At 67.3% G+C, this 19830-nt stretch carries 22 protein-coding genes; 2 read left to right on the top strand and 20 right to left on the bottom strand.

Going from position 1 to position 19830, the window contains the following annotated elements; translation table 11 throughout:
• From ABT352_RS16875 to ABT352_RS16865, 3 genes are all read right to left on the bottom strand, one after another.
• Positions 1–187 (bottom strand): DUF397 domain-containing protein (locus tag ABT352_RS16875; RefSeq protein WP_350945747.1); only part of this gene is annotated, 187 nt, incomplete at its 3' end.
• Positions 188–214: 27 nt separating this feature from the next.
• Entirely contained in the window at positions 215–427 is a 213-nt protein-coding gene (locus ABT352_RS16870; RefSeq protein ID WP_350945746.1) for a DUF397 domain-containing protein, read from the bottom strand.
• Positions 415–1305, bottom strand: a complete 891-nt coding sequence (locus ABT352_RS16865) for a helix-turn-helix domain-containing protein (protein WP_350945745.1) — start codon at positions 1303–1305, stop codon at positions 415–417. The genes ABT352_RS16870 and ABT352_RS16865 overlap by 13 nt, the downstream gene beginning before the upstream one ends.
• 255 nt (positions 1306–1560) lie before the next feature.
• On the opposite strand from ABT352_RS16865, the gene ABT352_RS16860 reads away from it, so the two are divergent.
• On the top strand, positions 1561–2091 hold the full coding sequence (locus tag ABT352_RS16860) for an ATP-binding protein (protein ID WP_350945744.1): 531 nt from the start codon (positions 1561–1563) through the stop codon (positions 2089–2091).
• Between the two features lie 292 nt (positions 2092–2383).
• Here ABT352_RS16860 and ABT352_RS16855 read toward each other — a convergent pair whose 3' ends face one another.
• The gene (locus tag ABT352_RS16855) at positions 2384–2758 is read right to left on the bottom strand and encodes a nuclear transport factor 2 family protein (RefSeq protein ID WP_350945743.1); all 375 of its coding nucleotides are present in this window, start codon (positions 2756–2758) and stop codon (positions 2384–2386) included.
• A gap of 281 nt (positions 2759–3039) precedes the next feature.
• Between ABT352_RS16855 and ABT352_RS16850 the strand changes: the two genes are divergently transcribed.
• Positions 3040–3303: a hypothetical protein gene (locus ABT352_RS16850; protein WP_350945742.1), complete on the top strand. Its 264-nt coding sequence runs from the start codon at positions 3040–3042 to the stop codon at positions 3301–3303.
• A gap of 168 nt (positions 3304–3471) precedes the next feature.
• Here the strand turns inward: ABT352_RS16850 and ABT352_RS16845 are convergent, their stop codons facing one another.
• The 16 genes from ABT352_RS16845 to ABT352_RS16770 all read right to left on the bottom strand — a co-directional run bounded on the left by ABT352_RS16845 (position 3472) and on the right by ABT352_RS16770 (position 19789).
• Entirely contained in the window at positions 3472–4290 is an 819-nt protein-coding gene (locus ABT352_RS16845) for a carbon-nitrogen hydrolase family protein (RefSeq protein WP_350945741.1), read from the bottom strand.
• A complete protein-coding gene (gene npdG / locus ABT352_RS16840; RefSeq protein WP_350945740.1) occupies positions 4287–4991 on the bottom strand; it encodes an NADPH-dependent F420 reductase in 705 nt (234 codons plus the stop codon). Before npdG ends, ABT352_RS16845 begins: the two co-directional genes overlap by 4 nt.
• Before the next feature lie 2 nt (positions 4992–4993).
• On the bottom strand, positions 4994–6001 hold the full coding sequence (locus tag ABT352_RS16835; RefSeq protein ID WP_350945739.1) for an LLM class flavin-dependent oxidoreductase: 1008 nt from the start codon (positions 5999–6001) through the stop codon (positions 4994–4996).
• A gap of 26 nt (positions 6002–6027) precedes the next feature.
• Positions 6028–7443: a dihydropyrimidinase gene (gene hydA, locus ABT352_RS16830; RefSeq protein ID WP_350945738.1), complete on the bottom strand. Its 1416-nt coding sequence runs from the start codon at positions 7441–7443 to the stop codon at positions 6028–6030.
• A 49-nt stretch (positions 7444–7492) separates the two neighbouring features.
• Positions 7493–8848 carry an aminotransferase class III-fold pyridoxal phosphate-dependent enzyme gene (locus ABT352_RS16825; protein ID WP_350945737.1) on the bottom strand — a complete coding sequence of 452 codons (1356 nt, stop codon included), beginning with the start codon at positions 8846–8848 and terminating at the stop codon, positions 7493–7495.
• 28 nt (positions 8849–8876) lie between these two features.
• Complete coding sequence (locus ABT352_RS16820) at positions 8877–9440, bottom strand: amino acid synthesis family protein (protein WP_350945736.1); 564 nt, start codon at positions 9438–9440, stop codon at positions 8877–8879.
• Between the two features lie 120 nt (positions 9441–9560).
• Positions 9561–10400: a nitrilase family protein gene (locus ABT352_RS16815; protein WP_350945735.1), complete on the bottom strand. Its 840-nt coding sequence runs from the start codon at positions 10398–10400 to the stop codon at positions 9561–9563.
• 20 nt (positions 10401–10420) lie between these two features.
• Entirely contained in the window at positions 10421–10591 is a 171-nt protein-coding gene (locus tag ABT352_RS16810) for a hypothetical protein (protein WP_350945734.1), read from the bottom strand.
• A 34-nt stretch (positions 10592–10625) separates the two neighbouring features.
• Positions 10626–11429, bottom strand: coding sequence for an IclR family transcriptional regulator (locus tag ABT352_RS16805; protein ID WP_350945733.1), 804 nt, complete (start codon positions 11427–11429; stop codon positions 10626–10628).
• A gap of 116 nt (positions 11430–11545) precedes the next feature.
• Positions 11546–12715 carry an ABC transporter substrate-binding protein gene (locus ABT352_RS16800; protein ID WP_350945732.1) on the bottom strand — a complete coding sequence of 390 codons (1170 nt, stop codon included), beginning with the start codon at positions 12713–12715 and terminating at the stop codon, positions 11546–11548.
• A 45-nt stretch (positions 12716–12760) separates the two neighbouring features.
• The gene (locus tag ABT352_RS16795; protein ID WP_350945731.1) at positions 12761–13588 is read right to left on the bottom strand and encodes an ABC transporter permease; all 828 of its coding nucleotides are present in this window, start codon (positions 13586–13588) and stop codon (positions 12761–12763) included.
• Positions 13585–14379 carry an ABC transporter ATP-binding protein gene (locus ABT352_RS16790; RefSeq protein ID WP_350945730.1) on the bottom strand — a complete coding sequence of 265 codons (795 nt, stop codon included), beginning with the start codon at positions 14377–14379 and terminating at the stop codon, positions 13585–13587. Before ABT352_RS16790 ends, ABT352_RS16795 begins: the two co-directional genes overlap by 4 nt.
• A 35-nt stretch (positions 14380–14414) precedes the next feature.
• Positions 14415–15362 carry an ABC transporter permease gene (locus ABT352_RS16785; RefSeq protein WP_350945729.1) on the bottom strand — a complete coding sequence of 316 codons (948 nt, stop codon included), beginning with the start codon at positions 15360–15362 and terminating at the stop codon, positions 14415–14417.
• 338 nt (positions 15363–15700) lie between these two features.
• Positions 15701–16615: a LysR family transcriptional regulator gene (locus tag ABT352_RS16780; RefSeq protein ID WP_350945728.1), complete on the bottom strand. Its 915-nt coding sequence runs from the start codon at positions 16613–16615 to the stop codon at positions 15701–15703.
• 256 nt (positions 16616–16871) lie between these two features.
• Entirely contained in the window at positions 16872–17867 is a 996-nt protein-coding gene (locus ABT352_RS16775) for a beta-propeller fold lactonase family protein (RefSeq protein WP_350945727.1), read from the bottom strand.
• A gap of 413 nt (positions 17868–18280) precedes the next feature.
• Positions 18281–19789, bottom strand: coding sequence for a S1 family peptidase (locus ABT352_RS16770; protein WP_350945726.1), 1509 nt, complete (start codon positions 19787–19789; stop codon positions 18281–18283).
• Between the last annotated feature and the right edge of the window lie 41 nt (positions 19790–19830).

The following is a 19830-nucleotide window of genomic DNA, read 5'->3' as shown; positions in this document are numbered from 1 at the left end:
CGGTGATGAAGGTGTTCCATGCGGTGGGGGTGAGGATGAGGGCGGGGGCGGTGGGGTTTTTGCTGTCGCGGATGCCTCGGTTGCCGTGGGAGAGGTCGGCGATCTCGACGCAGTTGCTTCCGTCTCCACCTGAGAGGGTGGATTTACGCCAGTGGACGCTGTGGAGCTCCTGGGCAGGGATGTCCATTGCTGTGGCGTTTCCTTGGGTGGGTGGTCAGTCGAAGTGGCCGTTCTTCACGCCGGTGATGAAGGTGTTCCATGCGGTGGGGGTGAGGATGAGGGCGGGGGCGGTGGGGTTTTTGCTGTCGCGGATGCCTCGGTTGCCGTGGGAGAGGACGGCGATTTCCACGCAGTTGCTCGCGTCGTGGCCGGAGAGGGTGGATTTGCGCCAGTGAGCGGTGTGAAGCTGTTGGGTCAGGTCGTCCATCGCTGGATCGCCTCCTTGATCTTGTCGCGTGAATCGCTCCGGGATAGGGCGTCCGCACGGATCAGGTCATATAGGAATTCTAGCCTTTTTATCTCTTCGGCCCGCTCGCTCGTCCGGTCCCCGGTGCTCTGGGAATCGATGTATGCCACGGGCGGTGCGTTTTTCGGCATGTCGGCGATGGTGAAGCCGCCCAGCAGGCCGAGCACGTTGCGCGCGCTGTGGGGGAGCACCTGCAGAGAGAGCCATCGGCTCTCCGACATCTCCAGAAGATGGTGGAACTGTCCCCTCATCACCTCGGGATCGGCGACGGGACGGTGCAGGATGCCCTCGTCCAGGATGACCCAGAGCATCGGGGGATCGGGTCGGTGCAGAATGCTCTTTCTGCCCATCCGGTCCGCGACGTTCTGCTTCACCTGCTCGGGAGTGACGCCGGGGCTGCGGCTGAGGATGGCTTCCGCGTACTGCTCGGTCTGGAGGAGGCCGGGCACCATCAGGGGTTCCCAGATGCGCTGGGAGGTCGAGAGGGGCTCGAACTCCAGCCAGGGGCGGAACCAGTGGGGGACCTGGGTGGCCGTGCGGTCCAGGTGGTCCAGGAGGTCGGCGAGCGTCGTGCCCAGGTTGAGGGCCTCGTCGAGCTGACGGGCCAGCTTCCAGGTGGGGGCACGGTGGCCGTTCTCCAGCATGCTCAGCTGGCTCACGGCGAGGGGGACCGCGAGGCAGAGCTGCCTCTGGGTAAATCTCGACAAAAGCCGGTATTTCCGTAGCTCTCTACCGAATTGAACGCGCGTGGATTCATGGTAATCCGTATCGAACTCCGGCTCCGACTCTGTCTCGGGTGTGGGCTCCATCTCTGGATCCGGTTCTGGTATGACGCTCATCTCGCTCTCCTCTCGCTGTCTCCTGGGGATTCTCCTTCATTTGCATTGCGGAGGGAATGGAATACGGGATTTTCTTGGGTTCACAGTTTTGTGAACTTACTTCTCGAACTGTGAACCCCTGATAAGCGCGGATCTGCTTCCTCCGTGCCTCGGTGTTTGGGACCGTTTTCCCGTCGGGCCGACGCTGTCGCGGGATGTCAGTCGACGGCTCACGTGAGAACGGGTCGGTTCAATTCGGTCGGAAGGCGCAATCCCATGGAACCGGAGACGTTTAGCGAAATACTTCTGCTCGGTAATGTCGAAGCCGCTTCGAGGGCACGGGAGGAGGTTCGTAAATGGCTGGGGGAGGGGCATCCGGCCTACGAGAACGCGCGGCTGGCCGTGTCCGAGCTGGTGACCAACGCCGTCCGGCACGCTCGGCACGGGGTGAGCGGGCAGGCCGGGGCCGGTGACGACGACCCGCTGATCCTGCGGCTGCTGTCGTACGGTGGCCTGCTGCGCGTCGAGGTCGTGGACGCGGGCCTCAGCGTCGAGGAACCCCGCCTTCGGACGGACCCGGTGTCCTTGCTGATGGAGAACGGCCGGGGGCTCGCCATCGTCGGCATGCTCTCGGGCGGGAACTGGGGCTGCCGCTCCCACGGACGACAGCCCGGCCGGACCGTCTGGTGCGAGCTTCCCTCGGATCCGCTCCCCGATGAGAACCTCTCCGAGCTGTCAGACCCGTCGGTCCCGGCAGCCTCGTCCGCTCCGGATGATCTCCTTCCCGGACCGCCCGCCTCCGCCTGAACGGAGGCCCGGCAGCGGTCGGGACCCTGAACCGCCCCCGGCGGGTAGTGGCACGCGGGCCCGTCCCCAGGAACCCGCGACCTGTGCCGCCCCGGCTCCACCTCCCCCGTTGGAGCCTCCGCCGGGGGCCTCGCGACGATCAGCGGATATCACCGCGTGGGGACGAGGGACGCCGCGACGCTTCGGTACAGCCGAATGTGTCTTCGGTCATACCGAATATCGACCTCACGAAGACGGCGGGCACCCGGCGCGGGTGTGTCAGAGCGCGTCCGGCACTCGGGTGAGCCGGAGGTCATTCCGGGGAGTCGGCGAAGATCACTATTTCGTCGATGTCGCCCTCGGGGGTGACGTGCACCACGTCCATCCCGGTCAGCAGGCTCCGGCCCGAGGCGTCCTCGTAGCGCCACCCGAAACGCGCCCACTCGTCCGGTGCGTCCACCCGGGTCGTACGGACCATCCGGCAGGGGCCGGACGGGTGCCCCTGCACCACCTCGGTGATGAAGTCCTCGACCGCCTTGCGCCCGACGCCTCGGCCCAACGGCCCCCAGAAGACGACGTCGGCGGTGAGAGCGCGGCTCAGAAGTGTGGCCCGCTGGGTGTGGTCAGCGGTGTTGGCCGCCGCGATGAATGCGTCAATGGCGTGATCATGAAGAGCGTCGTCCGTCACTTCGCGATGATAGCCAGCCGACCCGAGCCGCGAAGACGCGGACGCACCTCGATGCCCCGCGGGAACGAGCGGGGCGACCCATCGGAAGCGTCGAACAGCCGAACCCTCCCGATGTGCCCATCCGGGGCGCATGGGGTGTGCGAGCTATGTGGGTCGGGAGGGGGAATCGGGATGACATGGTGAGGTAAATCGCTTTCAAGGAAAGCAAGCCATGATGCGTCCATGAAACCCCCTTCTCGCGAAAAGTCGCATAGAGAAATTTAAGGATGGGGGTGGGTGATATGGACTTGGTGCTTCAGGCGATGATCGCCGGGCTGATCGCCACGGTCGCCCTGATGGCGGGGGCGATGGGCTATCACTGGCACCGTCGCCGACACCGGTTGCCCCTCCTGTCGAAAACGTGGGTTGACGACAACGAGGAGCTCCCCTCACCTCGGAAACCCGACGGCGAGGACAACGGCCACGTCACCACCTCGTACATACCGAAGACGCTCTCGGTCCCCGAAATCAGAACAGTCCGAGGTGGTCGAGAAGTTTGCCGGTAGCGTCGATCAGCGCGCGTGCGGCCGTTATCGCGCGCTCTGTCTCCGCAGAAGGAGCAACCCGCCGGGGGTCTGTCCCGATGCCGGAACGCGGCTCGGACGGAAACGTCGGGGATCTCATGCGGGCACGTGGCGTGCGGGTTTTTCCGGGCGGGGTTTTTCCGGGTGGTGTCACATCGCCGTCAACCGGTCGTACAACTCCGGGCGCCGGTCCCTGAGGAACGGGCGGCGACGGCGCGAACTCGCGATCAGCTCCAGGTCGACCTCGGCGACCGCGACGTCGTCGCTGTCGTCACTCGCCTGGGCGAGGATGTCGCCGTCGGGGCCGTAGACGGCGCTCATCCCGAAGTAGTCCTTGACGCCTTCGCTGCCCACCCGGTTGGCGCAGATCACGAAGAGCCCGTTGAACACGGCGTGTGCCCTCAGTTCGAGCTGGAAGACCTCACGCATGGGCGCGCTCGCGGACGCGACCGGCACGCACAGCACCGAACCGCCTCGAAGGGCGACGATCCTGCTCAGCTCAGGAAAGTGCCTCTCGTAACAGATGATCGTGCCGACCCCGGTCTCACCTGTCTGCACGACCTCGGGCTCGGTGCCCCCCGGCCGGAAGTAGAACTTCTCCGGGAATCCGTTGGAGAACGGCAGGTGGGACTTTCGATAGACCGACTTCAGCTCGCCCGCGACATACGTGCAGGCGGCGTTGAAATACACGCCGGGAACATCACCGGCCTCGAATATCGAGGAGACCACCGTGATCCCGTGCCGACGGGATCGGTCGGCCGCCATCGTGTTCGACGGGCCGTCGAGACGCTCCGCCAGCTCGAAGTAATCCGGGTCCGGTTCGGGCTGCACGAACGGGACGGCGAACAGCTCGGGAAGAAGAACGATGCCGGCGCCCTGGTCGGCGGCGGCGTCCACGAGATCGCCGGCCCTGCCGATGGTCTCCGTCCGGTCGTCCGTGGCGCGGAGCTGAACCGCGGCGAGCTTCATACGATCACCTTCTCGGGAGTGGGCTGCGGCATTCCGGTCACCGCTATGCCGGACCGCGTGCGATAGCGCTTGTTCACGGAGATGAGCACGGCGGTGAGCGGCTCCAGCTGGCGTGCCGTTCGCAGACGACCGGCGTCGACTCCCCGGCCGCCGGTCACCTCGACGGCCAGTGCCATCACGCGCGTTTTGGCCTCCGCGTCGTCACCGCACACCAGCACGTCCTCGTGGGACAGGTCCGCGCCGGGATCGAGGAGGAGCGGCGCCGAGAGATGGTGGAACGCGCCGACGACCGTGGTGCCGGGTACGATCCGCGCCGCCTCCTCCGCGGCGCTGCCGTCCGGTACGTCCAGTCCGTACGGGCCGTGCCGGTCGAAGCCGAGGGGATTGACACAGCTGATCAGCAGCTTGCCGTCGAGGCCGGCGGCCAGACCGCCGACCAGGTCCGCGTGCCCCGTGTACGGCACGGCGAGGATGACGACCTCCGCGTCGGCGACCGCCGACGCGTTGGTGTCTCCGCGGACGGTCGTTTCCACGGCGGGAAGCTCCGACAGGTCGGCGGCCGCCCGCGCGGCCCGGTCTCCGTCACGTGATCCCAGGATGACCTGGTGTCCGGCACGGGCCAGCCGGTATCCGAGGCCGCGACCCTGAGGTCCCGTCCCGCCCACGATGGCGATGGTCGTCCGGGGAGAGTGGTGATCCATGTTCAGTCCTTCGCGGCCATGGCAAGGCTGGTGAGCGTCCGCTCCTTGTCGCCGAGCGTGGAGATGATCGGGCACCTGACGCCGGCCTCGTGGTACGACATGAGCTTGTCGAATGCCTGCGACGTGGACCCGCACGCGGTGACGCTCTGCACCAGCGAGTTCGAGACGAGAGGCATCGCGCGCTTGATGTCCTCGGGGGTCGCGGGCCATCCCGCCACCTCCTGCAGCCGGTCGACCAGTTCGCGCTCCACGCCACAGTGCTCGGCGATGTGCGGCTGCTGCATGAGGTAGAGGGTGAGGAACGCCTTGCACGCGTCGATGGCCTCCTGCGGGTCGTCGTCGTTGACGCTGCATGCCACGATCTGGGTCAGGTCGATCCCCGCGCGACCGTCGGTGCGCTTGGCGACGCCCCGGCCGATCGCCTCCTTGGCGCCGGTCAGATAGGACGGCGGCAGGAGGAAGTCCATGTGGACGCCGTCGCTGATCTCTCCGGCGAGCTCCAGCATCTTCGGCCCGACCGCGCCGATGTAGATGGGGATGTCGACCGGCTTGTTCTCGCGGTACATGCTGTCGAATCGCACGTCGCGCATCTGCACGAACTCGCCTTCGAAGGAGACGAGTTCGTTGCGGAAGAACGCCTGGCAGACGGCGATGTACTCGCGCATCGAGGCGAGCGGCTTCACAAGCGGCTGGCCGACCTTCGTGGCGAGCGGCTCCCACCAGGCGCCGATGCCGAGGATCGCGCGACCCGGAGCCACCTCGTCCAGGGTCTTGAAGGTCACCGCCATCAGCGCCGCGTTGCGGCTCTTGTTGTTGACGACGCCTGTGCCGATCTTCAGGTTGGAGGTCCTGCTCGCGATGATGGCCGCGGGCACGATTCCGTCCCTGGCCAGGCGGCCTTCGGCCACCCAGACCGACTCGAATCCGTTCCGATCCGCGAATTCGGCCTGCCAGTAGGTCTGTTCGAGGCTCAGCCTCTCACCGACGTGGATGCCGAGGGGAAGTTTCATATCCGGAGAACTCCGATCAGTCGGGGTCAGAAGAGGTGGGGCTTGCCCCGGGTCAGGAAGGATCCGCGACCGGGTTTCCCGTCGAAGGCTCCGTCGTTGACGAGGTGATGGCCGCGGGAGAACACGTGGACCGGTCGTCCGGTCACCCGCATGCCGTCGTAGAGGTTGTAGTCCGTGCGCATGTGCGAACCGGCCGTGGTGATGACGTGGTCCGCCGCGGGGTCCCACACGAGGAGGTCGGCGTCCGCGCCCACGGCCACCAGGCCCTTGTGCGGGAAGAGCCCGAACAACTTGGCCGGACGCGTCGCCATGAGGTCGACGAACCTGCACATGTCGATCCGGCCCGTCGTGACTCCCGTCTCCCAGACGACCATGAGCCGGTCCTCGACTCCCGGAACCCCGTTGGGAACCTTCGGGAAGTAGCCGGGGCTGCGCAGTTTCTGCGGAGGGAGGTCGTTGGGCTGCTCCAGGCAGAAACCCGCGTGGTCGGTGGCCACCGTCGACAGCGCCCCCGTGGTGAGCGCCTGCCACAGGCCCTCCTGGTTGCCGCGCTCCCGGATCGGCGGCGAGCAGATGTACGCGGCGGCCTTCTCACCGAGTTCGGCGTAGTCCTCGTACGCGACCGCGAGATACTGCGGGCACGTCTCCCCCCACACCAGCGAGCCCCGGCTCCGCGCCTGGCCGATCTCCGCCGCGGCCGCCGCGCTGGAGACGTGCACCACGTAGACGGGACTGCCGACGGAGTCCGCCAGGACGATCGCCCGATGCACCGCTTCGGCTTCGGACTCGTGGCCGTGCGCCGTGGCGTGGTAGTTCTCGGCGGTGCGTCCACTCTCGATCAGCAATCGGGTCTCTCGGGCCACCATGTGGCCGTTCTCGGCATGCACCATCGGCAGCACGCCGTACTCGACCGCGAGTTCGAGGCCTTCGAGCAGCTGGCCGTCGTCGACCATCTGCGTGCCGGGGTAGGCCATGAAGAACTTCCAGCTCGACGCGCCTTCCCCGGCCAGGCGGCGCAGGTCGTCCAGCACGTTCTCCTGCTGGTCGCGCGGTGGCACGATGGCGTGCAGCCCGAAGTCGACGACGGCCTTGTCGGCGGCCACATCCCGGCGACGCATGTATGAGTCGAAGAGGGACTTGTCGGGCTCCTTCTTCACGAAGTCGATGACCGTCGTCGTCCCGCCGTGCGCGGCCGCGATCGTGCCGCTGTGGAAGTCGTCCGCCGTTCGGGTCGTGAAGCCGTCGATCGGATATTCCAGATGCGTGTGCACGTCGATACCGCCGGGGAGAACGAGCTTCCCGGTCGCGTCGACGACCTCGTCGGCCGACCAGTCGTCGCCGAGCCCGAGTGCGACGACGAGACCGTCACGCACCAGGACATCGGCTCGGATCGCGGCGTCGGCGTTGACGACGGTACCGCCTTTGATGAGTGTCGATCCCATCGTTTCCCCTCCTGAACGGCCGGTCACACCAGCTGGACGGTCGGTCTGATCAGCCGACGTAGTGCTCGTCGGCCAGTGTGAGCACCTCGTCCAGCACGTCGAGGGCCAGGTCGATCTCCGGCTCGCGGATGATGAGCGGCGGGGTCAGGCGCAGCACGTTGAAGTTCGCCGTGAGGTACACGCCACGCTCCATCGCCGCCTTGAGCACGCGGCTCACGGGTGCGGCCGCGGGACCCTTGGCGTTGAACGGGACGAGCGGTTCGCGCGTGGCCCGGTCCTTGACGAGTTCCACTCCGTAGAAGAGGCCACGGCCACGAATGTCACCGATGCTCGGGTGCCTGCCGGCCAGGGTCGCGAGCCCTTCGCCGAGCCGCCGGCCCATGAGCCGGGAGTTCTCGACGACACCCTCGTCCTGCATGATGCGCAGAGAGGCGACCCCGGAGGCGCAGGCGAGCGGGTGTCCCGCGTAGGTGAGACCGCCCCAGAACATGTTGTCCCGCAACCAGTCGGAGATCTTCTCCGACACGGTCATCGCGCCCAGCGGGACGTAACCGGAGTTGAGCCCCTTCGCGGTGGTGAGGATGTCCGGGACGACATCCCAGTGGTCGCAGGCGAACCATTCGCCCGTCCGGCCGAACCCCGCCATGACCTCGTCGAAGATGAGCAGGATGCCGTACTTGTCGCAGACCTCCCTCAGGGAGCGGAGGTATCCGTCAGGCGGGTACAGAAGCCCGTTCGTGCCGGTCACCGGCTCGACGATCACGGCGGCCACGGTGTCGGGGTTCTCGTACTGGAGGATCTCCTCCAGGTGCGGTCCCCCCGAGCAGACGGGGCACGGGTCGGGGTGGCCCGCGGGGCAGCGGTAGGTGTACGGATCGAGCATCCGCACCACGCCGGTCATGCCCGGCTCCGCCGCCCAGCGACGTGGGTCCCCGGTCAGCGCCATCGCCCCCGCGGTCGCCCCGTGATAGGAGCGGTACCGGGCCACGATCTTCTGGCGGCCGGTCACGTGACGGGCGAGGCGCACGGCGTTCTCGTTGGCCGCCGCACCACCGGTGGTGAAGAAGCTCATCTTCAGGTCACCGGGCGTCAGCCCGGCCAGCATCTCGGCCAGCTCCGCCCGGGACCGCTCGGCGAAACCGGGGCCGATGTAGCACAGCTGTTCGGCCTGGCTGCGAATGGCCTCGACCAGCTTCGGGTGCTGGTGTCCGAGGTTGAGGTTGACCAGCTGCGACTGGAAGTCGAGGTACTTGCGGCCTTCGTAGTCCCAGAACCAGGAGCCCGAGCCTCCGGCGACCGGGATGGGGTCGAGCGCACCCTGGACCGACCAGGAGTGGATGACGTACTCCTTGTCGGCCTCCTTCACCCGCCGGCCGGTCCATGTCTGCGCGTCGGTGACGGTCATCGGATCGCCTTCCTTCGTCCCGCGGGTGTCACTGGGTCTTCGTCTCGGCGCCGAACGCGGCCAGGCGGGCCAGCGGGCGACCGGCGTTGGCGGCCGCGCAGATCACGAGGATCTCGCGGGGACGGGGGACGTCGGCCACCTGGAAGGTCACCGTCTGGTGGTGCGAGCGGGTCTTCGCGTCGAGCTTGTGCTTGAGCGGGATGTCGATCGGGCTGCCGGGGAGGCCGACCTTCTCGGCGGCGGGCAGGAGTTCGGTGCCGCCGGCCGCCTTGCGGAAGACGTTGCCGAACCGGAGGTTGTGGATCAGCGCCGAGCCGTGCTCGACCTCGCCGTCGATGCCGACGAGCGCGGCCTTGCCGAACGCCTCCACCTCGTCACCGAGCAGTTCCACGCAGGCCGGGCCGACGAGCTGCCCGATCTCCTCGCCCAGCTCGTCGGCGAGCGTCACCAGGTCCTGGACGTACTCGCTCGGGTACGGGTTGGTGATCACCGCGCCGACGAACGCGACCCGGTGCGAGCGCTCGACCGGCCGCCCGTTCTCGAGCACGGTCTCCTCGAGATGCTTGATGATCTTGCGGACCTGGATGCTCACTTCGTCTCCTTCTATGGTTCATCTGATGAACCGTTGGTTCAATTTTTGAGGACGGCCGGGATTGTGTCAAGGGATTCGAGGATGGAAACCGGGCGCCCGTTCGTGGCCGCGGCGCCGGGATCAGTCCCGTCGGCCGTCCTGGGCGTCCCGGGCGTCGCGGGTGACGTAGAGATCGGGGCGGCGGTCCGCCAGCGGCTGGTTGAACGGGTTGCCGCGCCGGGCCTCTCGCGACCCGATGAGGTCGATCTCGGCGAGCAACAGCTCTTCGCCGTCGTCGCTCGCGGGACCCGCGACGATCCAGCCGTCGGGGCCGACGACCACCGATCTCCCGACGAACTCCTGACCGCGCTCGACACCGACCCGGCTCACGCCCGCGACGTAGGACTGGTTGCTGTGCGCACCGGTCATGCACATGAGGGTGGCCATGGCCGGCACATCGGCCGGCTGGCCCGGCACGGGGACCCAGTTCGACGGAAGAACGATCAGGTCGGCGCCCTGGAGAGCCGCGCTGCGGAAGGTCTCCGGGAACCACGCGTCGTAGCAGATCCCCACCCCGATCCGCCCCAGAGGCGTGTCGAAGACCGGAAACCCCGCCTCGTTGCGGTGGTAGATGGCCTTCTCGTCGTTCCAGAGATGGGCCTTGCGGAACGTTCCGACGTGCCCGTCAGGGCCTATCAGCACGGCCGAGTTGTACGCCCGGTCGCCCTCGCGTTCGGTGACACCGGCGACGATCCAGAGACCGTGTCTCCTGGCGAGTGCGGCCCAGGCCGAGCAGGCCGGTCCTTCGGGGACCTCCTCGGCGTACCGAAGGGCCTCGGCGCGGTCCGCGAAGACGTACCCCGCGGAGGACGCCTCGGGAAGGACGACGAGCCGCGCACCGGCCTCGGCCGCCTTCGTGATCCACTTCGACGATCGCTCGATGTTGCCGGCGACGTCACCGATGCGCGGGCGTAACTGCACGCCCGCCAGGATGAACCCGGTCACCACGGTGCCCTGACGGACATGTACTCGACCTCGGGATACTCGTCCATCCCGGCCCGGCCGCTCTCACGCCCCGGGCCGGACTGCTTGACCCCGCCGACGAACCCGCCTTTCTGCACGCTGTCGGCGATGCTTTCGGCAGCGGCGATCGTGTCGGTAAGAGATGTCATGGGCGAACTCCTCGTCGCGCCTCCTTGGCGCCGATCAGTTGGTGGTCTGGCCCCCGGTCAGGGAACTCGGCAGGACGATGTCCGTGACGCTCAGCAGTTCACTCAGCCTTCGAGCGGCCTCGATCACCGATTCCGCCACCGAATCGATGCGGTCACGCGTGATGCGATAGGTGGGGCCGCCGATCCACACCGCGTAGGGCGTGGAGTCCCTGACCCGTACCGGCGCGGCCACGGACGCCGCGCCGACTTCGAGCTCGTCGTAGGCGAGGGCGAAGCCGTTGCGGCGGACCGAGTCCAGCGACTCGATGAACGCGTCCAGACCGCCCAGCTCCTCGGGGGCCTTCTCCGAGAACTCGGCCGCGAAATCCGTCCGCACCGCCTCCGGATCGAGGGCGGCGAGCAGAACCTTGCCGGTCGAGGTCGCCCACACGGGCTGGGTCCGCGGGACGGGTTTGAGCGTCTGCCCGATCAGCGAGGGCCCGGCGACCTGTGCGACGACCATGACGTTGGGTGGCAGGAGCACGTCGAACCCGGAGGTCTCCTTGGTCTCCTCGGCGAGTTGCCGCAGGACGCCGCGCATGTGGCCGTAAGCGCCGTCGCGGTCCAGCAGTCCTCCGACGATCGAGAGGAGGCCGAGTGAGACCCGATAACGGCGGGTGTCCGGATCGAGTGTCAGCCAGCTCTCCCGTTCGAGGACGGTGAGCACGCGGTAGCACGTCGCCTTGGGGATGCCGGCCTCCCTGGCGACCTCGCTGAGCCCGACACCCTCCGGGTGGGCGGCCACGGCACGAAGCAGCCAGATAGTCCGGCGGACGAGTCCCGCTTCGCTGGGTGCCATTGTCTCCTCCGTTGAGGTGATGTGATCGACGGTTGCGGCCATCATCGTGGCAGGCTCGCCGGGTGTTGTCCGTGCCTTACACCGACTTATGCCGCATAACGCACGAACATCATCTGCTACTTGCCCCCGGCGGTGAGTTCCACGGTCTCCGGCTTGTAGCCCTCGCCGGTGATGTCGAATCCCTCCGCCTTGAGCTCCTGGTCCGCCTTCTCGGTGAGGTCCCTGCGGAAGGCGCCCTCACCGGGGTCGGCCTTGAGCACCTTGGCGTCGATCGCGATCTTGATCGTCTGGTCCCACGCCTTCTGGTCGACGGTCCCGATGCCGTCGGGTGAAGGCCACACGAGCTTGTTGACCTCGTTCAGCATCCACGTCTGGTGGCCCTGGCCGAGCGCGCTGCCGTTGTTGAGGACGATCTCGACACAGCCGGTCAGGTCGTCCCGGCAGAAGCCCCAGCCCTTGTACGTCGCCTTGAGGAACTTCACGGCGACGTCCTTGTTGGCGTCCTCGGCCAGCCAGTCGCCACGCGCGTAGATACCGTCCTCAAGGCTCGTGTATCCCGCGTCCTGAAGGCTGATGGCCGAGAAGTCCTCCGGCTTGTACAGCGCGCCGGTCTCGGGGTTGACGGTCTCCAGAAGCTGGGCGTACTCGTTGTAGATCTTGGCCTGGGCCGCGTCGACCTCACGCTTCAGCAGCAGTGACATGTCGAACGGCTGCTGTACGACGGTGACGTCCTTGGCCGGGTCGACGCCGGCGCCCTTCATCGCCGCGAACAGCACCAGCTCGTTGCCGAACCCCCAGCTGCCGACCTTCTTGCCCTTGAGGTCCGCGAGCTGCTTGATGCCCGAGTCCGCCCAGGCGACCTGCAGGTACGCGCCGCGCTGGAACACCTGGCCGATGTTGACGAGGTCGGCTCCCTGCTCCCGGGTGGCCATCGTCTTGGTGACGTGGCTGACCGCGAACTCCGCGTTGCCCGCCGACAGCACCTGCTGCGGCACGATGTTGACGCCACCCTCCTGGATGGTCACATCGAGGCACTCGGCGTCGTAGTAGCCCTTCTCCTTGGCGGCGTAGTAGCCGGCGAACTGCGACTGCGCCACCCACTGGAGGACGAGCCTGACCGGGGTTCGCGTCTGACACGAGGTGGTGTCCTCCGCGCCGGATCCGGAGGCCGTGGTGTCCTCCGACATGCCACAGGCGGACAGGGAGAGCGTGGCGGCGACCACCACGGCGCCGACGGCGCGGCGATTGACCCGTGGGCGCGGGAGGCGCCGAAGGGAGCGGAACATTGTGGCTCCTTCAAGGAAGTAATCGTGGGGGGAAATGACCGGAGATCACGTCTCGTCGCTGTGAATCGACTCGTGCCAGGGCATCAGAAGCCGCTCCAGCAGCGAGATCAGCCCGAACGTCGTGAGCCCGAGCAGGCTGGCTACGAAGATCCCTGCCCATGCTTCGGCGAAGCGCGGCAGGGCTGCCTGATAGGCGATGTACACCCCGAGCGCATTGCTCGGACCACCGAAGTACTCGGTCACGATGACGCCGATGACGGCCAGGGTGGACCCGAGCTTGAGCGCGTTGAAGAGATAGGGCAACGCGTTGGGGAGTCGCAACATCAGGGAGATCTGTCGCGGTTGTGCCGCCAGCGACTCCATGAGCTCCAGGTGCAGCGGTGAGATCTGGAGCAGGCCCCTGGCCGTGTTGACCAGGACCGGAAAGAACACCATGACCGCTGCGACGCCGGCCTTGGAGGCGAGGTTGGTCACGCCGAACCAGTTGTTGAAGATCGGCGCCAGCGCGACGATGGGAGCGCAGTTGACGATCACGGCCATCGCCAGGACCGGGCCCGCCACCTTGTGGAAGCGGCTGACCACCAGCGCCACGAGGATGCCGGCGACGGACCCGAGAACGAGGCCGAGCAGGACCGCCCTGACGGTGACGTTCGAGGCGGAGAGGATCGTCGGGAACTCCGATGCCAGTGCCGAGGCGATTTCACTCGGCGCGGGCAGGATGAACGACGGGACCTGGAACAGCCGCACCGCGAGCTGCCAGGTGCCCAGGATGACGACCGCGGCGGCCAGGACCGGCAGTCCTCGCCTGGCAGCCGTCCCGGCCCGTCCGGCGGTGATCGGCATCGAACGCCTGCTTTCGGTACGGACGCTCACGGCGCGTCCTGGGCGGCCGACGTGCCGTGCAGAGCGGTCCTGACCTCGGTGACCTTCTTGAAGTACTCGGGTGTCGTCCGGGTGGCGGCGGAACGCGGGTACGGCAGATCGACGTCGATGCTGGTGGCGATCCGCCCGGGGCGAGAGGACATCACCACGATCCGCGACGACAGGAACACGGCCTCCGAGATGCTGTGCGTCACGAAGACGACGGTCGTCCTCGTGTCGGACCAGATCCGCAGAAGCTCACCCTGAAGGCGCTCCCGGTTCATCTCGTCGAGTGCGCCGAGCGGTTCGTCCATGAAAAGGATCTTCGGGTCCGCGGACAGCGCCCTGGCGATCGCCACGCGCTGCTGCATGCCGCCGGAGAGCTGCCACGGGAAGTGGTGGGCGAACTCGGACAGGCGGACGAGTTCGAGCATGGACGTGGCCTTGGCCCGCCGGGTCTCCTTGGCCACACCGGCGACCTGGAGCGGCAACTCCACGTTGCGCTGGACGTTTCGCCAGTCGAACAGGCCGGCCTGCTGGAAGACCATCCCGTAGTCACGGTCTCGCCGTGCGGCGCCGGGGGCTTTGCCGTTCAAACTCACCGAACCGCCGGTGGGTTGGGTGAGGTCCGCCATGATCCGCAGGAGCGTGCTCTTCCCGCAGCCGCTCGGACCCAGCAGCGACACGAACTCGCCTTCGGCGATGGACAGGTCGATGTCCGTCAGCGCCGTCACGGAACGGTCCGTCCCGCTGTTGAACTCCTTCGTGACACCGCTGACACTGATGATTGCGGATTCAGGCATCGTGGGCTCTCCAGGGATCGGAAGAGAGATGGCGGTCATCGGCTGTGCCGGTTGCGGAGGGCGAATCGCTCGATCCAGCTGAGGAGCTGGACGAACACGATCCCCGCGACGGCCGCGACAAGGACGGCGGCGTACAGCTTCTCGGGGCCGTTCGAGTAGTAGTAGGCGAAGGTGAGGATGGCTCGGCCGATTCCTCGTCCCGTGCCCGCCGACAACTCACCCACGATGGCGCCGACGACACTGGCGGTGGCGGCGAGTCGTAGCCCCGCGAAGAGGTACGGCAGCGCCGCGGGCATGCGGAGCCAGAGCAGGAACTGGAGCCTCCCGGCACCCACGCTGCGCATGAACTCCGTCTGCACCTTCGGCGGTGACTTGAGCCCTCGCAACGCGTTGATCGTCACGGGAAAGAAAGCCAGGTACGCCGCGATGCCGGTGACCGCGACCCACGGAGGCAGCCCTGCCTTGCCGCCCCAGATGACGATCATCGGGGCGATGGCGACCAGCGGAATGGTCTGCGAGGCGACCAGCCACGGCATGAGGCCACGCGAGACCGGCGGGATGTGGAGGAAGACGATGGCGAGCGCCAGTCCGAGGAGCGATCCGGCCACCAGGCCGTAGGCGGCCTCGCGTAGCGTCACGGAGGTTTCCCCGAGCAGGTACACGCCCAGGCTGGTCGGGTTCCCACGGCGGGCGGGTTCCACCAGCGCGCCCAGGATCGTGCCGAGGTGTGGCATGGACAGATCGTCGGTCGCGACCGGGAACGGTATTCCGAGCAGTCGGTCGCCTGTCGCCTGGCCCAGCGCCTTGTAGCCCTCCCAGAGGGCGGCGAGGAAGGCCAGGACGGCAAGGCCGACCACCCCGCCTGTGAGCCGGGATCTCAGGGCCGTTGTTCTCGCCAGGGCTGTGCTCGTGATCGCGACCTCCCGCTGTGGAGGGGGCTCCGGGGTGGTGGTTGCTGTGGAGGGGGTTTTCATGGCCGTCATGCCGGTCCACTCTCCGAGTCGTGGGGAGAGACATGTCACGGTGCGGTGTTCATCGCCTGCAATGAACCATCGGATCGCTCAGCGATCCGATGGTTCAATGTAGGTGTGGCGTTCATCCGCCGTCAATGGTTCGTATGAAAACTTCAGGTCTCACCGTTTGCGCCTTGGCAGCCTGTCCGAAACCCGCGGCCGGTGGAAGGTAATCGCCTGTGAGCTGCACACACTCCTGATCCGGAGGATCCGTTCAACGGATGACGCGCCGTTTCGGGCACTCGCCGGGAGTCCTGAGCCCCAGAGTCGTCGGCACCGGTCGCCCGTCCCGGCCGATGGAGCGGTCGTCAGGACGGCGAGGGCCGGTCCAGGGTGGTCGCGGCGTCCTGGAGGGCGTTCAGCAGCGGGACGAGCAGGGGGTGCCGTTCCGCGCCCCGGCGTACGGCGGTGAAGACGCGGCGTTCCGGGCCGGGCACCGGGCGGATCACCACGCCGGACGGGTCGGTGCCGCGCAGGGCGAGCCGTGGCACCATCGCCACCCCGGCCCCGGCGGCGGCGAGCGCGACCACCGCGCTGAAGTCGTCGGAGGAGTGGGCGAACTCGGGGGTGAAACCCGCGTGTTCGCAGGCCAGCGCGATCACGTCGTGGCAGGGATTGCCGGGGTAGGGGCCGATCCATGTCTCGCCCGACAGGTCCGCGACCGTCACCTCGCTCCCGGAGAGGCGGTGGCCCCGGGGGAGCACCAGGTCGAACGGCTCGGAGTAGAGCGGGATGCGCGACAGCCGCCGGTCGTCCTCGGCGGGGGCTCCGCGATACTCCACGGCCACGGCCGCGTCCACCGCGCCGTCCAGGACCATGGTGAGGCTCTGGTCGCCCTCGGCGTCCAGGACGCGCACCCGGATGCCCGGCTCCTTGCCCCGCAGGGTGCCGATCGCGGGAGCCACGACGAGCCCGATAGCGGTGGCGAAGGAGGCCACCTTCACCTCGCCCGCCGTACCGGCCGTGTAGGCGGCGATGTCGGCTTCCGTCCGTTCCAGCTGGGCGAGGATCTCGTTGGCGTGGTCGAGGAGGATGCGCCCGACGGCGGTGAGCCGCACGCCCCGGCCGTCGCGGTCGAACAGCCGGTGGCCGACCTCGTGCTCCAGGGCGGCGAGCTGCTGGGAGACCGCCGAGGGGGTGAGGTGCAGCGCGGCGGCGGCCGCGGTGACCGTGCGGTGGTCGGCCACCGCACGCAGGGTCCTGAGCCGCCGCGTGTCTATCACCTCCGTATTCTCACCGAGGTCGCCCACGAACCGTGACGCGGGTTCGGCACAGGGCCGGGATACGGAGCTCTGAGCACCGTTGACGCCGTAGCCACCGACCGCGAAGTTCGTTACCCGGTGCTCGCTCCGACGACTCGTGTGCCGGGATCGACGGCGCCGGGTGATCGTGGGTCCGTCAGGGGTTCGCAGGCAGGCGATCGGCGAGCCGGTCCGGTTCCGAGACCGGTGCGAGTTCGAGCGGTGCGGATACTTCTTCTCACTCGCGAGTCATGGTCGGGACACCACCCCGGTGGACGGCGTTTCCGGCTGCGACCCCGAAAGGCCCGTCGCCGACGGGGATGGTGGCGATGACCGTGTTGGTCGTGGTGTTGATCACCGACACGGAATCCGAGCTCAGGTTGCTCACATAGGCGTGGGTGCCGCCGGGGGCGATCGAGATCCCGAAGGGGCTCCGGCCGACGGGGATGGTGGCGGTGAGCTCGCCTGTCATGGTGTTGATCACCGACACGGTGTTCGAGGTCAGGTTGGTCACGTAGGCGCGGAGGCCGTTGGGGGTGATCGCGATCCTGAAGGGGCTCCGGTCGACGGGGATGGTGGTGACCTTGTTGGTCAATGTGTTGATCACCGAAACGATGTTCGAGTCCTGGTTGGTCACGTAGACGTGGGCGCCGTTGGGGGTGATCCCGATCCCGAAGGGGTGGTGGCCGACGGGGATGGTGGCGGTGACCTTGTTGGTCAATGTGTTGATCACCGACACGGTGTCCGAGTCCTGGTTGGTCACGTAGGCACGGAGGCCGTTGGGGGTGATCCCGATCCTGAAGGGGTGGTGGCCGACGGGGATGGTGGCGGTGACCTTGTTGGTCAATGTGTTGATCACCGAAACGATGTCCGACTGCGTGTTGGTCACGTAGACACGGGTGCCGCGAGGGGAGACCGCGATCCCCAGCGGGTAGTCGTCGACGGGGATGGTGGCGGTGACCGTGTTGGTCGAAGTGTTGATCACCGAAACGGTGACCGATCCCTGGTTCGTCACATAGGCGCGGGCGCCGTTGGGAGAGATCGCTATCTCGAGAGGGGCGCGGCCGACGGGGATGGTGGCGGCGACCGTGTTGGTCAATGTGTTGATCACCGACACGGTGTCCGACTGCGTGTTGGCCACATAGACGAACCTCGGAGGTTGCGTGGTCGCCGCAGCCGGGACGGTCATGGCTGCCGTTACCGCCAACCCCGCCGCGACGGCCACAGCGGTCATGAACGGACGGATCTGGGATCGCCTGTGCCTTGGGAATCGGCTGGACGGTTTCCGGCGGTGATTCTCAATCGGGTTTCTCATCCAAAGCCGAAGCACCAGAACCTCCATCGACATCACAGGGTCTCGTTCTACGCCCATATGGCATCGCGCCCGGGAAAACGACACGCCGATTTGAACCCCTGCGATCATTCACTTGATCGATTCATCGCTCGACGGCAGCGGGCCGGGCGGTCCAAACCCTGTTAAGACCACGTGTCAATCGCCTCCGCGATCGTGCTCCGCCCCCGCTCGCCCGAATGAACGGGCGGAGTTTCGCGGGCCGGCGATCAGACGATCGCCGGCCCGCGAAACTCCGCCCTGTTTCCGGCTTGTTTCGTCATCCACAGCCCGGAATCACCTTCTTGGGACGCGGGTTATGGCGCGTTGTATCCCAGGGTGTAGGCGCCGGAGCCGCTGAAGGAGACTATGCGGTATCGGTAGTAGCCGGCCGTGCCGGTATAAGTGATCTTCTCGTTGGGGGTCGGGCTTTCCGAGGTGGCGACGGTGACCCAGCTCTGGTTGTTCCACTTCTGCAGGTAGAGGTCGAAGTCGACGCTGCCGCTGCCGGCCAGGCAGGCGGAGTGAATGCCGTCGGCGGTCGACTGGTAGTAGCGGTTGTTCGGCTGATAGACGGACTGACCATTGGCCAGCGTGCCGGTGACGGTCCTCGAATAGCCGGTGCACGTGCCAGGGGCCGCCGGTGGCGGTGGGGGCGGGGTGGATCCGCTGCTGGTCGTCAGGGTCAGGCCGTAGGTGGTGAGGATCTCGCCGATCGGCTGGAAGTAGGTGACGCCGCCGGAGTTGCAGTCGCCGGAGCCGCCGGAGGTGACGCCCTGGGCCTGGTCGATGGAGATGAAGGAGCCGCCGGAGTCGCCGGGTTCGGCGCAGACGTTGGTCCGGGTCAGTCCGGAGACGGTGCCCTGGGGGTAGGTGACGCTGGCGTTGAGTTGCTGGATGGTTCCGCAGTGCCAGCCGGTGGTGGAGCCGGACCGGCAGACCGACGCCCCCTCGATGGCCACTCTGGAGCCGGCGACGTTCACCGTCTCGCCCGCGCCGTTGCTCACCCACGGCCTGGGGGTCCAGTTGTTGTTCACGGCGACCCAGGCGAAGTCGCTGTCCGGGAAGGTCGACCCCTGGAAGACACCTTGGTCGGCTTGGTTGAAGCCAGTGGTGGTGGCGCCCTTGGCGCCGCAGTGACCGGCGCTGACGAAAGCGTTCTGGGTCCCCTTGGTCACGGAGAACCCGATCGAACAGCGCTCCGAGGCGCCGATGTAGTAAGCGTTGCCGCCCACCAGGTCGGACAGGAGCTGGGGTCGTTCGATGGATGACACCACCCGCACCGCGACCGGGTCCACGTCGCTGGCCTCGATGGCGTCCTGGGTCGTTGACGGCACATCGGACAGGACGACGACCTGGTTGGTCCGCACGTTGACATAGCGCACCGGCCCGCCCGAGTGGGCGGACAGGGCCGTCTCGACCGTCTGGAGGGTCGAGTTGAGTTGCGCCAACGACCGGCCGACGATCTCGGCGCGGGCACCCCTGGTGACGATCTGGGGAGTGTGTTCTTTATCGGTGGTGGCCACCACGAGATTCTGTGCGAGGTCTCCGGTGAACCAGGAACCGCCGAAGTCGGCGCCGAGTTCTTCGCGGAGTTGTGCCTCGACCGGCGCCAGGCGGGTCTCGTTGAGCAGTCGGGCCTGGGCCTGCTCCGCGGTGAGATGGAGGTCGCGTTGCATGGCCGCGAGCATTCCCGGCGGTGGTTTCATCGTGGTCGCGGTGGTTGCGACGCCGGTCGTCAGGGGCCGGGCGGCGGCAGGGACGGCCGTCGCGGTAAAAGTGGTCGCCAGGACGCATCCCATGATGGCGGCATATCTGCGGGGCATCGGTCTCTCCTCGACCTTGACTATCCAAGAAAGAGGGGGGA

The organism is Streptosporangium sp. NPDC000563, from assembly GCF_040299985.1.
Taxonomy (GTDB): Bacteria; Actinomycetota; Actinomycetes; order Streptosporangiales; family Streptosporangiaceae; genus Streptosporangium.
The sequence above is the reverse complement of the archived record's forward strand: the minus strand, read 5'-3'. Positions and strand labels throughout refer to the sequence as shown.

What these genes read in the sequence shown, in the direction of transcription:
- ABT352_RS16775 (WP_350945727.1), bottom strand. Translation starts at nt 17,867, where the DNA reads ATGACCGCTGTGGCCGTCGCGGCGGGGTTGGCGGTAACGGCAGCCATG.
- ABT352_RS16770 (WP_350945726.1), bottom strand. Translation starts at nt 19,789, where the DNA reads ATGCCCCGCAGATATGCCGCCATCATGGGATGCGTCCTGGCGACCACT.
- ABT352_RS16870 (WP_350945746.1), bottom strand. Translation starts at nt 427, where the DNA reads ATGGACGACCTGACCCAACAGCTTCACACCGCTCACTGGCGCAAATCC.
- ABT352_RS16825 (WP_350945737.1), bottom strand. Translation starts at nt 8,848, where the DNA reads ATGACCGTCACCGACGCGCAGACATGGACCGGCCGGCGGGTGAAGGAG.
- ABT352_RS16845 (WP_350945741.1), bottom strand. Translation starts at nt 4,290, where the DNA reads ATGAAGCTCGCCGCGGTTCAGCTCCGCGCCACGGACGACCGGACGGAG.
- ABT352_RS16810 (WP_350945734.1), bottom strand. Translation starts at nt 10,591, where the DNA reads ATGACATCTCTTACCGACACGATCGCCGCTGCCGAAAGCATCGCCGAC.
- npdG (WP_350945740.1), bottom strand. Translation starts at nt 4,991, where the DNA reads ATGGATCACCACTCTCCCCGGACGACCATCGCCATCGTGGGCGGGACG.
- ABT352_RS16800 (WP_350945732.1), bottom strand. Translation starts at nt 12,715, where the DNA reads ATGTTCCGCTCCCTTCGGCGCCTCCCGCGCCCACGGGTCAATCGCCGC.
- ABT352_RS16785 (WP_350945729.1), bottom strand. Translation starts at nt 15,362, where the DNA reads ATGACGGCCATGAAAACCCCCTCCACAGCAACCACCACCCCGGAGCCC.
- ABT352_RS16805 (WP_350945733.1), bottom strand. Translation starts at nt 11,429, where the DNA reads ATGGCACCCAGCGAAGCGGGACTCGTCCGCCGGACTATCTGGCTGCTT.
- ABT352_RS16860 (WP_350945744.1), top strand. Translation starts at nt 1,561, where the DNA reads ATGGAACCGGAGACGTTTAGCGAAATACTTCTGCTCGGTAATGTCGAA.
- ABT352_RS16865 (WP_350945745.1), bottom strand. Translation starts at nt 1,305, where the DNA reads ATGAGCGTCATACCAGAACCGGATCCAGAGATGGAGCCCACACCCGAG.
- hydA (WP_350945738.1), bottom strand. Translation starts at nt 7,443, where the DNA reads ATGGGATCGACACTCATCAAAGGCGGTACCGTCGTCAACGCCGACGCC.
- ABT352_RS16790 (WP_350945730.1), bottom strand. Translation starts at nt 14,379, where the DNA reads ATGCCTGAATCCGCAATCATCAGTGTCAGCGGTGTCACGAAGGAGTTC.
- ABT352_RS16850 (WP_350945742.1), top strand. Translation starts at nt 3,040, where the DNA reads ATGGACTTGGTGCTTCAGGCGATGATCGCCGGGCTGATCGCCACGGTC.
- ABT352_RS16835 (WP_350945739.1), bottom strand. Translation starts at nt 6,001, where the DNA reads ATGAAACTTCCCCTCGGCATCCACGTCGGTGAGAGGCTGAGCCTCGAA.